Here is a 12,741-nt window from a genome sequence, read left to right on the forward strand (position 1 = left end):
GTCAGTACGGCAAGATTGGCAGGCTGACGGGCTGATCTTCACCGGTCAGGCTTTCAAGGAAGCTGCGTAAATCTGTAATCTGCTGAGGGGTCATCGGCCGGACGATCATCTTGTCTGACCGGCTGGGGCGGGGTGTGCCGCCAGCGATGTAATGGATGATCACCTCATCAAGGGTTTTCATGCTGCCGTCGTGCATATAGGGTGCCCGTTGCTGAATGTTCCGCAGGCCCGGGGTTTTGAATGCATGTTTGTCGGCGGCGTTCCCGGTGACCGTTATGCGGCCTTCGTCAGCAGAGCTCAGACCAATGTCATAGAATTTGTTATCGCTGAAGTTCCAGCCGGTATGGCACTCACTGCAGCCGGCGCCGTTATTGAAGAACTCAAAGCCCCGTTTGGCAGACTCACTGATCGCCTGTTCATCTCCCATGACCCAGCGGTCGAAGGGTGCTGTGCCGGATACCAGGGTACGCTCATAGGTAGCAATGGCTTTCATGATGCCGTCGCCGGTAATGCCTGCGCCCGGAAAGACCCGCTGAAACATTTCCTGATAACCGTTTACCTTACTCAGGCGCTCAACAACCTCATCCATGCTGATGTTCATTTCATTAGGGGATTCAACCGGTCCGCGGATCTGGTCTTCCAGTGTCGGGCTGCGGCCGTCCCAGAAAAAGCTGTCGCTCCAGGCCATATTGAGAATAGTGGGGGAGTGACGGTCGAGGAATTTGCCCTGTCCGCCAAAAGCGCCCGGCACACCGTCTTCCCAGCCTAAGGAAGGGTTATGACAGGTCGCACAGGTCATATTGAAGTTCTTGCTGAGGCGCTGATCAAAGAACAGCATTTTGCCAAGCTGGGCTTTTTCGGCGCTGTAGAGATTATCTGCCGGAAACGGAATATTATCGGGCCGCTGATACTGAGCCTTAAGAGAGTTAGCAGAGGTATCTGCCATGGCTATCTGCCCAGAGCTTAGAAGGATGGTTGCTGCTACCGCGGCTCTGAATTTGGCGATATAGGACATTTTCGGGTTATCTCCATAAGAGAAACAGCTACAGCTTTAAGCGGTGTCCTTCCGCAATAAAGACAGTAGTTATTACGCGTTTGTATTACATGACCGGCTGAGCCCGGTCATTTAAATTCCTCCCCCCAGAGTGCTTTCAGAGTACCGTTGTGCGGATTTTCAGCAACCGGCAAAGTCCCTGATTTGGTAAGTGTTTTAGCATTTTTAAGGGCTTTAAGTTATTAATTAATAACATTAAATTGTAAAAATAATCATAACCTGATTTTGAATGAACAGATCTGTTCATTGAGCATTGTGCAAAAGCTATGTACGGTAAATTACAAGCAAAAAAATACCCCGCACAGAGGCGGGGTATTATCAGTTATTGCTGTTCGCTTTTATGCGAACACAACTGTTGTTTTAGCCGTTAGCACGGGCCAGCGCAGCATTAAGGGTTGCGCTTGGACGCATAACTTTCTTAACCATGTCGCGGTTAGCGTGGTAGTAGCCATCCAGTTCAGGGGCAGAACCCTGTACGTCTTTCAGCTCACCGATGATCGCTTCTTCGCCGCTGGTCAGGTCTTCAGCCAGTTGCTTAAACTGAGCTGCCAGTTCAGCATCTTCAGTCTGGTTAGCAACAGCCTGTGCCCAGTACATGCCCAGGTAGAAGTGGCTGCCACGGTTGTCCAGTTCGCCGGTCTTACGGGAAGGTGACTTGTTGTTTTCCAGCAGCTGGATAGTGGCTTCGTCCAGAGTCTTGGACAGCAGACCGGCACGGGCATTGCCCTTCAGGCCCTGTTCTTCCAGAGACACGGAGATCGCCATGAATTCACCCAGGGAATCCCAGCGCAGGTGGTTTTCTTCCTGTACCTGCTGAACGTGCTTAGGTGCAGAACCGCCAGCGCCTGTTTCATACATACCGCCGCCTTTCAGCATTGGTACGATGGACAGCATTTTCGCAGATGTACCCAGTTCCATGATCGGGAACAGGTCAGTCAGGTAGTCACGCAGTACGTTACCGGTCACGGAGATAGTGTCCAGACCGCGCAGCTGACGTTCCATAGAGAAGCGGATCGCTTCGTTGTAAGACATGATGCGAATGTCCAGACCTTCAGTGTCGTGGTCCTTCAGGTATTCTTTTACCTTCGCCATCAGCTGTACGTCGTGAGCACGCTCAGGATCCAGCCAGAAGACAGCAGGGGTGTCAGAGTTACGTGCACGGGTTACACCCAGCTTAACCCAGTCACGGACCGGCTCGTCTTTAGTCTGGCAAGCACGCCAGATGTCGCCCACTTCAACTTCGTGAGACATCAGTACGTTACCGTCTGCATCAACAACACGCATGGTGCCGTCCTGCTCGATCTCAAAAGTCTTGTCGTGAGAACCGTATTCTTCAGCTTTCTTAGCCATCAGACCCACGTTAGGTACAGTACCCATAGTCGTCGGATCGAATGCGCCGTTGGTCTTACAGAAGTTGATCATTTCCTGATAGATACGGGCATAGGTGCTTTCAGGCATAACGGCTTTGGTGTCTTTAACCTTTCCGTCAGGGCCCCACATCTTACCGGAGTTACGGATCATTGCCGGCATAGAAGCATCAACGATTACGTCGCTTGGTACGTGCAGGTTAGAAATGCCTTTAACTGAGTCAACCATCGCCAGTTCAGGGCGGGATTCGTAGCATGCCTGGATGTCTTCTTCGATTTCTTCACGAACCGAGTTAGGCAGGCTGGCAATCTTTTCGTAAACGCTGCCCAGACCGTTGTTCGGGTTAACACCCAGCTTGGCAAACAGTTCAGCGTGCTTCTCGAACAGGTCTTTGTAGAAAACAGTTACCGCGTGACCGAATACGATCGGGTGAGAAACCTTCATCATGGTCGCTTTAACGTGCAGAGACCACATAACGTTAGTTTCTTTAGCATCGTTCAGAGACTGTTCGAAGAATTCACGCAGGGATTTGCAGCACATGTACATGCTGTCCAGTACTTCACCTTTTTCCAGGCTCAGTTCTTTCTTCAGCTGTACGTCGCCGTCTTTGGAAACGAATTCAATACGAACGTCCTGAGCTTCGTTAGAAGTGATGGACTGTTCGCTGGAGAAGAAGTCACCGCCACGCATGTAGTCAGCGTGGGTGCGGGATGCTTTGCTCCATTTACCCATGGAATGTGGGAATTTACGTGCGTAAGCTTTAACTGCAGCAGGGGCACGACGGTCAGAGTTACCTTCACGTAATACTGGGTTTACAGCACTGCCCAGAATCTTGGAGTAACGTGCCTGAATTTCAGCGTCAGTGTCGTTGGCAGGTGCTTCAGGGTAGTCAGGGATGTTGTAACCCTGGCCTTGCAGTTCTGCAATACAGGCTTTCAGCTGTGGGATAGATGCGCTGATGTTAGGCAGCTTGATGATATTAGCATCCGGGTCCTGAGTCAGTTTGCCCAGGAACGCCAGGCCATCAACTACTTGCTGATCTTCACTCAGGTTTTCGGGGAACGCAGACAGTACACGACCAGCAAGAGAAATATCGCTGATTTTGACATCGATGCCAGCAGCAGAGGTGAATGTTCTGATAATAGGGAGCAGAGAACAGGTCGCCAATGATGGTGCTTCGTCGGTCAGGGTGTAGTACATCGTTTGTTTATTGGTTGTCATTTTATCCCCTTTTGTTTCGACAGAGAGACGGTGGTTTATTATAGGAAACGACGAAGACGTGAGTTCGCATCTCCCGAAGCGGGTGTCGCACCACCGAATGATTTTTACGCGGGGGCGATTATACGTTAAAAAACTACTTAAATTGAAGCGGGACGGTAATCTGAGCGGGGATTTTTCGGCTAAAGTAGCAATAGACTGTAGTATTACTACTCCAAACAGCCGGTAATTTTATCCGGACTATAAAAAAGGGCTTAATATAAGCCCTTTATTTTACTGGTTTTTTTGCTGCTTACCGGTTTGGTAGTACAGTCTTCAGTTTTTCATGCATATCCAGCAGGGTCTTTTCTGTAGTATCCCAGTCGATGCAGGCATCAGTGATGGATACACCGTACTGCAGGTCAGCAGGATCAGCAGTCATTTTCTGGTTGCCGGCACCCAGGTTGCTTTCTACCATCAGACCCACGATGGTTTTGTTGCCATCGATGATCTGGTTGGTCACGTCGGTCATAACCAGTGGCTGCAGGTTGTGATCCTTGTTGGAGTTCGCGTGGCTGCAGTCAACCATGATGTTGGTGGATACGCCGGCTTTTTCCAGTGCCTGCTCACACAGGGCAACGTTTACAGAGTCGTAGTTAGGCTTGCCGTTACCGCCACGCAGTACAACGTGACCGTACTTGTTACCTTTAGTACGTACAATAGAACACTGACCTTCTTCATTAATACCCAGGAAGTTGTGCGGGTGCGCAACGGATTCCAGAGCATTGATAGCAACGGTCAGGCCGCCGTCAGTACCGTTCTTGAAGCCAACTGCGCCGGACAAACCGCTGGACATTTCACGGTGTGTCTGGGATTCAGTGGTACGGGCACCGATTGCAGACCAGGAAATCAGATCCTGCAGGTACTGCGGTGAAATAGGGTCCAGTGCTTCAGTGGCCAGTGGCAAACCGGCTTCAGCCAGTTGCAGCAGCAGGTCACGGCCGATGTGCAGGCCTTCTTCGATCTGGAATGAATCGTTCATGTGCGGATCGTTGATCAGACCTTTCCAGCCAACAGTGGTCCGTGGCTTTTCAAAATAGACGCGCATAACCAGATAAAGAGTGTCTTCGACTTTGGCAGCCAGTTCTTTCAGGCGCTGACCATATTCGATAGCCGCTTTGGTGTCGTGAATTGAACATGGGCCAACCACCACAAAAAGACGCTTATCTTCGCCTTTAAGGATGTTCTTAATAACCTGACGGCCTTCCATAACAGATGCAGCAGCAGTTTCGCTCAGCGGCAGTTTGTTTTTCAGTTCGGCAGGAGTCAGGAGGACTTCATTACTCTCGATATTGAGGTTTTCTACGCGTTTATCAGACATCTTATTTCCTTCATGTGATCCTATAAGTCGTTCAGCTGGACCACCACGCCTTGCTTTGGCTTAACTCTTGTTAACTTACTAATAAGTGGAGACTCTTTGTATCACATAAGTTGTTACTGTTTAAGGGGGCAAACGGCGAATCCCGGACCTTGGACGGAATAAAACGTTGTCAGGCGGGTAAAAGAGAATAAAATCCCTTCTACAGATTGAATTGCCTGCCTGCAGGGTAGTGGTAAGGCTGTGTGTTACAGAGCATATGTTTATAGCGAAATTTTCTGATCTGAATCAGCTAAAGACGGCTGTTTTTAAACAGTTTTATCCGCTTTAAACAGAACTGTTCGCTAAAATGGTTGTCCATTAAGCCAACCCGTATAAATCACAATAGGAAAAACCGTGTTGCAAAGAATCCAGCAATGGCTCAGCTATCTGCTAGCTTGCACCTTTTTAATTCTCTCGACGGTACCGGCCGCTCAGGCAGGCTTGTTCGATAATGCTGATCTGTTCGGAGCCAGTGATGGCCCGGTAGATGTAGAAGAAGCATTTGTTTTTGACTACGAACAGGAAGAGAACGGAAAGCTTAAACTTGTCTGGATCGTTAAGGACGGTTACTACCTGTACCGGGACAATGTTGAGCTGACCTACAGCGATAACATTGAGATCCTGTCCGAAGAGCACTCCACTGCCAAGCTTAAAGCTGACCCGCTGTTTGGCGATGTGTATGTGTATTACAGCCAGGGCGTCATGGATTACCAACTGAGCAGCACCACCGGTTCCACGGTCAGCGATAAGATGACCGTGTCCTATCAGGGCTGCTGGGATGGTGGCATCTGTTATCCGCCGGTTCAGAAGACCATCGACCTTAAAGATATCCCTGTGGTACAGGCCTCGGTTATTCCTGCGCTGGTAGCCACTGATCCGGCAATGGCGAATGCGGACAAAGTTATTCAGGCGGTTGTTCCTCAGCAGCCGCTGACCAGCACTGTCAGTGAACAGGATCAGTTTGCTCAGTTGTTGTCTTCAAGCAGCCTGATGCTGATCCTCGGCGCTTTCTTTGTGGCCGGTCTGGCACTGGCACTGACGCCGTGTGTATTCCCGATGATTCCTATTCTGTCCAGCATCATTATCGGTCAGCAACAGCCGGTAAGTACCAAACGGGGCTTCTTTCTGTCGCTGGTGTATGTGCTGTCTGTGGCCGTGACCTATACCGTGCTGGGCATTGTTGCCGGTCTGTTTGGTGAGAACCTGCAGGCGGCTTTCCAGAATGCCTGGATTATCGGTACCTTCAGTTTCATCTTTGTGTTGCTGTCACTTTCTATGTTTGGCTTTTATGACCTGCAGCTGCCAAACAGCCTGCAAACTAAGCTGAATGAAATGAGCAACAGCCAGCAGGGCGGCAGCATCATCGGTGTGGTGATTATGGGGCTGCTGTCGGCACTGATTGTGGGGCCGTGCATGGCGGCGCCACTGGCAGGTGCACTTATCTATATCGGCCAGACCGGTGATCCGGTACTGGGCGGCGCAGCACTCTTCAGCCTGAGCATGGGCATGGGGGTTCCGTTGCTGATTGTAGGGGCCTCGGCCGGTAAGTTGCTGCCAAAAGCCGGCATGTGGATGGAGAACGTTAAAGCCGGCTTCGGTGTGCTGATGCTGCTGATGGCCGTATGGATGCTGGATCGTGTAATTGCTGATGGCATTGCGATCTTCCTTTATGGTGTGATTCTGCTGGTAAGTGCAGTGTACATGAAGGCACTGGATTCTCTGGCAGAGGCAGCCAGCAAGTGGCAGCGTTTCTGGAAAGGTACCGCTGTGCTGATTCTGGTGTACGGTGGCAGCCTGGTGATTGGCAGCCTGGCGGGTAGCCAGAGCCTGTTCCAGCCACTAAAAGGCCTGGTTGCCGGTGGTGGCACCGTTGCCGCTGAAGCCAAGGTTGAATTTGTGAAGGTGACCGATGAGCAAACGCTGGATCAGATCCTGAATACCGCCCGGCAAAATAACCAGCCGGTGATGTTGGATTTCTATGCCGACTGGTGTATTTCCTGTATTGAGCTGGACAACATCACCTTTGTTGATGCTGGCGTTCAGCAGTCTCTTAAATCCTTCATCAGTGTAAAGATTGACGTGACTGCGAACGATGCTGACTCAAAAGCGCTTTATAAGCGCTACAGTGTCATTGGCCCGCCGGCGCTGATCTTTTATGACAAACAGGGCGGCATTCAGCCAAATATGACCCTGATCGGTATGGTGCAGCCGGACGACTTTATCCGGCACGTGCAACCGCTGATCTGAGTGACCTCCTTAAATGATAAACCGGGCCTGTGCCCGGTTTTTTTATGCCTGCGACCTATTGGCCGTGATGGTCTCTATTACTTCTGTCATTGCTGCTATCAGCGGTGTTTGCCGTTGTCCGGTCAGTAATACTGTAGTGGATACCGGCAAGGCTGGCAGGCCGTCTTTGTGATCTAAAATCCGTATTCATTCTGATTGACGCCGGTATGGGATATGACGCCGCACTGACGTTTCTGGTCGCCGGTGGAATCACCAGTGCCTGGGCTGCGGTGCCTGTATTTGCACTGGTGAGGGGCAGAGTGTTTCTGTTGTATCTGCTGTTAGCCTTGCTGGCTTCAGTACTGGTGGGCTTTGTTAGCGGTTTGTTTTTATAATTCTGTTTGTCTGTTAATAAACTCAAGCAGTGAATATATGTCGGTTACAACAATGACCATCAGTGTGCTCGCTTCTCAGGCCGGTGTTGGAGTGGAGACGGTGCGTTACTATCAGCGCACCGGGCTTATGACTGAGCCCGTGAAGCCATCCTCAGGTTACAGGCAATACGGTCACAGTGATCTGAACCGCTTGCTGTTTATCCGCCGGGCAAAGCGGCTTGGCTTCAGCCTCAAAGACATTCGCGCATTGCTGGCGCTTGATACTGACGCAAACTGCCAGACGACCAGAGATCTGGCAGTGGCTCGTCTTCAGGATGTTCAGGCCCGTGTGCACGATTTACAAGTAATGGCAAAAAGCCTGGAAAGCATGGTAGCCAGCTGTGATCAGAATATTGCAGAGGGTGCCGGTTTTTGTCCCGCAATCGATAATATCATTTCAGATCCTTCAGACGATTCCGCCCGCTGAGGGGGGCCTCAGCCCGCTGAAGGCTCTCTTTTCAAACTGCTGAGGGCTCTTTTCTCAGACAGCTGAAGGCTCTCTATTCAGACTCTTTCAATCCAGCCCGCTGAAGGCTCTATAAAACACAGTTATTAGCGATTGACTCCGTACCCGGGTACGGAGTTTATAGTGGTGCTATGTGTTTCTGAATCGATGGAGCCAGCTATGCGGCTGACACTTTTTACTGAAAAAATCGGTGTGTTCGGCGCGATCATTGCGGCGATGGGATGTGCCTCGTGCTTTCCTGCGCTGGGCGCATTGGGTGCAGCAGTGGGGATGGGCTTTCTTGCCCAGTTTGAAGGCCTGTTTATCAATACGCTGCTGCCATTCTTTGCCTGGCTGGCACTGATTGCAGCTCTGATAGCTGGGGTTAAGCACCGGCGCTGGTGGCGTTTACTCCTGTCGGTTGCTGGTCCCCTGATGATACTGGCTACACTGTATCTGTTCTGGACGGATAGCTGGAGCACTCCGATGTTCTATTTCGCAATTGCGCTGATGCTTGTTACCGGAATAGCAGATCTGATCAGACCGCCGCAGCGCCGCCAGGATCCGGTACCGGCTGAGGAGAACCGATAATGAGTGAAACTGTAAACCTGAAATCTGTTCTGACCTGTCCCGAATGCGGCTTTGTTAAGGAAGAGACAATGCCTACTAATGCCTGCCAGTGGTTCTATGAATGCAAGTCGTGTGCATGCCTGTTAAAACCGCTACCGGGTGACTGCTGCGTGTTCTGCTCGTATGGCACGGTGCCCTGTCCGCCGATTCAACAGGATAAAAAGTGTTGCACGTAACTTTCGTCCATAAAATGGGTAATTGTTTTTTAAAAATGTATTTTGAGTGAATATTTAGTCAGGCTGTTTAATACTTTCGTATAGTGTGGGTGTTTATTATTTAATTGTAAAAAATTTATACTGGATATATTCAAACAAATCTGGCTCTTGCTTTTATCTATAAATTATTTTGCAGATTCAGGTTTAGCGTTATTTTCTTAAACTATAATAAGGAAATAAAGGCATGTGCATCACACTTGTTTTTTACTTTGCAGTTTGCCTATGGAAAACAATAGAGACAGTTTAATACTTATGTTTCAATAGTTTGTGGCTTTCATGTAATGTGTCACATCACTCCTTAACAGGTCGTTAAGCCTGCTGTTTTTTTCTTAAATCATCTTGTAACTTTCTTTTATTCGCATAGCGGATTACCTCTGTTTTAAGCATAAGAAAAAGGAAATTATGATGATTAAAACGATATTTATTCTGTCGCAAACCTATCTTCATTACGCATCTGAGGAAGCGTTTGACAGGATTCGACAAAATACTAAAACTATTCTTTTTTTACCGGTTGGTGAAATTCCAGATAAACGTATAACGGCATATATGGATGAAATAATTCATGTAGGCGGAGACTGTTTATCTACCCTCCGGCCGGCACTGGAATTCGGTGCCATTGCTGAAAGAATTGAAGCTGAAATAGGGTTGCTGGGTTCTGCTGAGGGCATCAGTATTTACTGTCAGCAGGAAGATAATCTGATGGTGGCTGCCCGGTTACGGCAGGCGTATGGTATTGCCGGAGACCGGCCTGAACAGGTTGAACTGTTTCGCGATAAGCTGGCAATGAAAAACCGGGTTGGCCAGAGCATTATCGGCAGTATTCCCAGACACCGGCGGTTCGATATGCAGCGTTACCGGGATAATTGCCACGGATACTTTCAGATACTCAGCGAATACCTCGGGCCGCGTATGGTGATCAAACCTGTGTCCGGGGCAGGCAGTGTGAATGTTGCGATCATTGAGTCTTACAGTGATTTTGAAGCATTCGGGGCATTGTTGGATGAAACCCACTATGGCTTTGAATATGAAGTAGATGAGTTCATATCCGGCACCATGTATCAGTGTGATTCTGTCATCGTGGATGGCGGGGTGAAGTTCTCATCGGTATTGGAGCTGGGCTGTACTAACTTTGAATTTGTCCAGGGCCAGCCCCTGAGTTTTATGCCGTCAATTCCTGCAGAGCTGAGTGACTTACTGAAAGACTTTAACCGCCAGGTACTAGCTGCCCTGGGCCTGGAGAACGGCATTACGCATCATGAATTCTTCTATGATCATGAAAGCGGCAAGATAACCTTCCTTGAAATAGCCATGCGGGTACCCGGCACCATAGTTGTGCCACTGCATGCAGATAACTGCGGCATCAATCTGATGGACTGCAGCCTTTACCTTGCAGCAAATAAGCGCTGGCTTAATACCCTGCAGACAACTGTTAAGAATGACCGCTTTGCGGCGCTGCTGCCTGTTGGCCACGGCGAGGTTACCCGTCTGCACCAGCCAGATCTGGAAAGTGATTTCGGCATCGACTGGTTTGTCAGCGAAGGTACTTCAGTGGACCTCACCGACACGGTACAGGATCAGGCCGGCGTGCTGCGGGTATATAACACGGACCCCCGGGCGCTGCGCCGTGACTTTAAGCGCTTGCAACACTTCACCGCGACAACCTGTCGCTAATCTACGGACATCTCCGGCCCGGCCGGAATGATTCTCTGAATCTATCTCACAGATGAGGCTTTCTCATGGAAGACGTACGTTATTTTTCCTTTCAGGATCTTGAAGACATCCTTCGTGGCGCACACTTTTATGCCAGTGGTGGCGGTGGTGCGTATGAAAACGGTAAACAGCTGCTGGAACAAACAATCCATATTCTCCGCGAGCGTGGAGAGAACGGTCTGGCGTATTTGGAGCCAGGCAAGAATATTCCCGATGAACTTTGGTGTCCCTTTGTGGGGGCGCTGGGAGCACCGGCAAAGTATCTGAGTGAAGGCTTTGAGCATGCCCCGTTGCGGGCACTCAGACTTCACGAAGAAGCGCTGGGTCAGAAGCTGGATCAGCCCGGACTAAGGTTCTCGGCCGTCAGTGCCGTTGAGACTGGCACAATCGCCTACGGCATGAACATGTTACTGGCAGCCCAGCAGGGGATTCCCATGATCGATGCTGACGGCTGCGGCCGGGCCGTGCCGGTTATTCCGATGCTGGGGCTGGCGCAGCCGGTTGATATGGCGCCACAGCTTTCACCCATCGCTCTTGTATCTGAACAGGATGAGCTGGAAGGGGGAGCGCAACTGGTGATTAACACCCGTAATACCCATAACCTCAGCGACATGCTGCACGGCATCATCACCTTCGATGACGGCTTCGATCAGCGCTCGGCATTCAGTTGTTATGCGGCGACCGGAGCGTCACTGAACAGTACAAAACCAGGCTTTATTGTGCCCGGCGCAATGACAAAGTGCTTGCAGCTTGGCCGGACATTACGCATCCATCAAAACAATGAACAGGCTATGGTTCAGGCAGTGGCTGAGCTGACCGGCGGTATTCACCTTGGCCGTTTGCGTCTGTTAGGGCTCGATGAAGAAACCCGTGACGGCTTTGACTACCTGCAGGTTGAATTACTGGATGACCGCGGCAACCGCTACCGGGTGCAGGTGGAAAATGAAAGCTTGCTGGTATTGCGGGAGGATCTGTACGGCCAGTGGCAGCCAATTGCTATGGCGCCGGATCTGATCTGCTATCTGTGCAGTAACGGCGACACCATTACCAATGCTGAACTGGCAACCACTCAGGCAGAGTATGCAAGGCAGGGCAAGCCCCTGATGCTGAACCTGTTTGTACTGCCGGTGCCTGATGAGCTTAATACGGCGCATTTCCGTAAGTTGTGTATGGATGAGCTGGCTACCATCGGCTGGCCGCAGTCGAAGATTGTCTCGCCGTTTGCAGATTATCCTGAAACTGACAGCAGGGGAAGTGAAGGTCTGTTGGTGGATGTTCCAGGCAATTCACTCAATCCGGATATCGCAGCAGAACAGGGAGTATTGCTATGAAATTACTGATTTTAGTGCCGGTAAATACTCAGGCGTTTAATGATTCAATTCTTGGTCATGCCCGCGGGGCTGTCGGTGAGGGGACTCATGTGTCAGTGCGTAATCTGGATGCGGGCACCCGCTGTATTGAATCCAGAGCAGATCTGGCCATTAATGCCAGCCACGTCATCCGTGCCGTTCAGCAGGCTGAAGCGGACGGTTTCGATGGCGTGTTTGTGACTGATATGGATATGTGCGGCGTTGAAGCCTCGCGGCAGCTGGTCAGTATTCCGGTAATCGGAGGTTACCGGGCCAGTGCCTATACGGCGATGATGCTCAGCCAGCGGTTTGCCATCCTGACCATTGCTAATGCAGATGACATGCAGCGTGAACACGCCCGTATGTTTGGCATCGACAATAATCTGGCGACGGTGCTGCCGTTGCCACTGGGGGTGTATGACCTCACCGATGAAGCTGAGATCAGGCAGCTGCTGGTAGAGTACGGCCTTAAAGCGATCCGTGAATACGGTGCTGAAGCCATTACTTTTGGCTGTACCGGTTTCGTTGCCTATGCGGATTATCTGTCAGATGCTCTGCAGGAGATTCTTGGCAGCTATATTCCGGTCATGGACCCTAACCGCTGTGCCATTAACTATCTGGAATTACTGGTTAGAAACCGGCTCTCACAGAGTCAGAAAACCTATCCGCTGGTATTGCCGAATCTGGCATAAA

Annotated in this window: 11 protein-coding genes; 8 read left to right on the plus strand and 3 right to left on the minus strand. The window is 50.4% G+C overall.

All coding sequences use genetic code 11. The features are described 5' to 3' along the window. Nucleotide 1: 1 nt before the first annotated feature. From JYB63_RS02835 to JYB63_RS02845, 3 genes are all read right to left on the minus strand, one after another. Nucleotides 2-946, minus strand: coding sequence for a cytochrome-c peroxidase (locus JYB63_RS02835; RefSeq protein ID WP_205656292.1), 945 nt, complete (start codon nt 944-946; stop codon nt 2-4). 468 nt (nt 947-1,414) lie between these two features. After that, nucleotides 1,415-3,643 carry an NADP-dependent isocitrate dehydrogenase gene (locus JYB63_RS02840; protein WP_205656293.1) on the minus strand — a complete coding sequence of 743 codons (2,229 nt, stop codon included), beginning with the start codon at nt 3,641-3,643 and terminating at the stop codon, nt 1,415-1,417. Nucleotides 3,644-3,932: 289 nt separating this feature from the next. Then, entirely contained in the window at nt 3,933-5,000 is a 1,068-nt protein-coding gene (locus tag JYB63_RS02845) for a 3-deoxy-7-phosphoheptulonate synthase (RefSeq protein WP_205656294.1), read from the minus strand. A 393-nt stretch (nt 5,001-5,393) separates the two neighbouring features. Here JYB63_RS02845 and dsbD point away from each other — a divergent pair, with 393 nt between their 5' ends. From dsbD to JYB63_RS02880, 8 genes are all read left to right on the plus strand, one after another. Further along, on the plus strand, nt 5,394-7,286 hold the full coding sequence (dsbD, locus tag JYB63_RS02850; protein ID WP_336510842.1) for a protein-disulfide reductase DsbD: 1,893 nt from the start codon (nt 5,394-5,396) through the stop codon (nt 7,284-7,286). A 206-nt stretch (nt 7,287-7,492) separates the two neighbouring features. Beyond that, nucleotides 7,493-7,660 (plus strand): hypothetical protein, encoded by a 168-nt coding sequence (locus JYB63_RS02855; RefSeq protein WP_205656295.1) that lies wholly within the window; start codon nt 7,493-7,495, stop codon nt 7,658-7,660. Between the two features lie 37 nt (nt 7,661-7,697). Further along, nucleotides 7,698-8,126, plus strand: coding sequence for a MerR family transcriptional regulator (locus tag JYB63_RS02860; RefSeq protein ID WP_205656296.1), 429 nt, complete (start codon nt 7,698-7,700; stop codon nt 8,124-8,126). A gap of 198 nt (nt 8,127-8,324) precedes the next feature. Continuing rightward, nucleotides 8,325-8,735, plus strand: coding sequence for an organomercurial transporter MerC (gene merC / locus JYB63_RS02865; RefSeq protein ID WP_205656297.1), 411 nt, complete (start codon nt 8,325-8,327; stop codon nt 8,733-8,735). Next, nucleotides 8,735-8,950, plus strand: a complete 216-nt coding sequence (locus JYB63_RS23485) for a GDCCVxC domain-containing (seleno)protein (protein WP_272873530.1) — start codon at nt 8,735-8,737, stop codon at nt 8,948-8,950. Before merC ends, JYB63_RS23485 begins: the two co-directional genes overlap by 1 nt. Nucleotides 8,951-9,535: 585 nt before the next feature. After that, on the plus strand, nt 9,536-10,660 hold the full coding sequence (locus JYB63_RS02870) for an ATP-grasp domain-containing protein (protein ID WP_205656298.1): 1,125 nt from the start codon (nt 9,536-9,538) through the stop codon (nt 10,658-10,660). A gap of 65 nt (nt 10,661-10,725) precedes the next feature. After that, on the plus strand, nt 10,726-12,030 hold the full coding sequence (locus JYB63_RS02875) for an S-methyl thiohydantoin desulfurase domain-containing protein (protein WP_205656299.1): 1,305 nt from the start codon (nt 10,726-10,728) through the stop codon (nt 12,028-12,030). Then, a complete protein-coding gene (locus JYB63_RS02880) occupies nt 12,027-12,740 on the plus strand; it encodes an aspartate/glutamate racemase family protein (protein ID WP_205656300.1) in 714 nt (237 codons plus the stop codon). Before JYB63_RS02875 ends, JYB63_RS02880 begins: the two co-directional genes overlap by 4 nt. Nucleotide 12,741 lies beyond the last annotated feature (1 nt).

Origin of the sequence: Aliamphritea spongicola (assembly GCF_017051665.1) — a bacterium.
GTDB classification, from domain to species: domain Bacteria; phylum Pseudomonadota; class Gammaproteobacteria; order Pseudomonadales; family Balneatricaceae; genus Amphritea; species Amphritea spongicola.

Coding starts and splice junctions, on each gene's coding strand:
- JYB63_RS02835 (WP_205656292.1), bottom strand. CDS start 946: ATGGCAGATACCTCTGCTAACTCTCTTAAGGCTCAGTATCAGCGGCCC.
- JYB63_RS02840 (WP_205656293.1), bottom strand. CDS start 3,643: ATGACAACCAATAAACAAACGATGTACTACACCCTGACCGACGAAGCA.
- JYB63_RS02845 (WP_205656294.1), bottom strand. CDS start 5,000: ATGTCTGATAAACGCGTAGAAAACCTCAATATCGAGAGTAATGAAGTC.
- JYB63_RS02855 (WP_205656295.1), top strand. CDS start 7,493: ATGGGATATGACGCCGCACTGACGTTTCTGGTCGCCGGTGGAATCACC.
- JYB63_RS02860 (WP_205656296.1), top strand. CDS start 7,698: ATGTCGGTTACAACAATGACCATCAGTGTGCTCGCTTCTCAGGCCGGT.
- merC (WP_205656297.1), top strand. CDS start 8,325: ATGCGGCTGACACTTTTTACTGAAAAAATCGGTGTGTTCGGCGCGATC.
- JYB63_RS23485 (WP_272873530.1), top strand. CDS start 8,735: ATGAGTGAAACTGTAAACCTGAAATCTGTTCTGACCTGTCCCGAATGC.
- JYB63_RS02870 (WP_205656298.1), top strand. CDS start 9,536: ATGGATGAAATAATTCATGTAGGCGGAGACTGTTTATCTACCCTCCGG.
- JYB63_RS02875 (WP_205656299.1), top strand. CDS start 10,726: ATGGAAGACGTACGTTATTTTTCCTTTCAGGATCTTGAAGACATCCTT.
- JYB63_RS02880 (WP_205656300.1), top strand. CDS start 12,027: ATGAAATTACTGATTTTAGTGCCGGTAAATACTCAGGCGTTTAATGAT.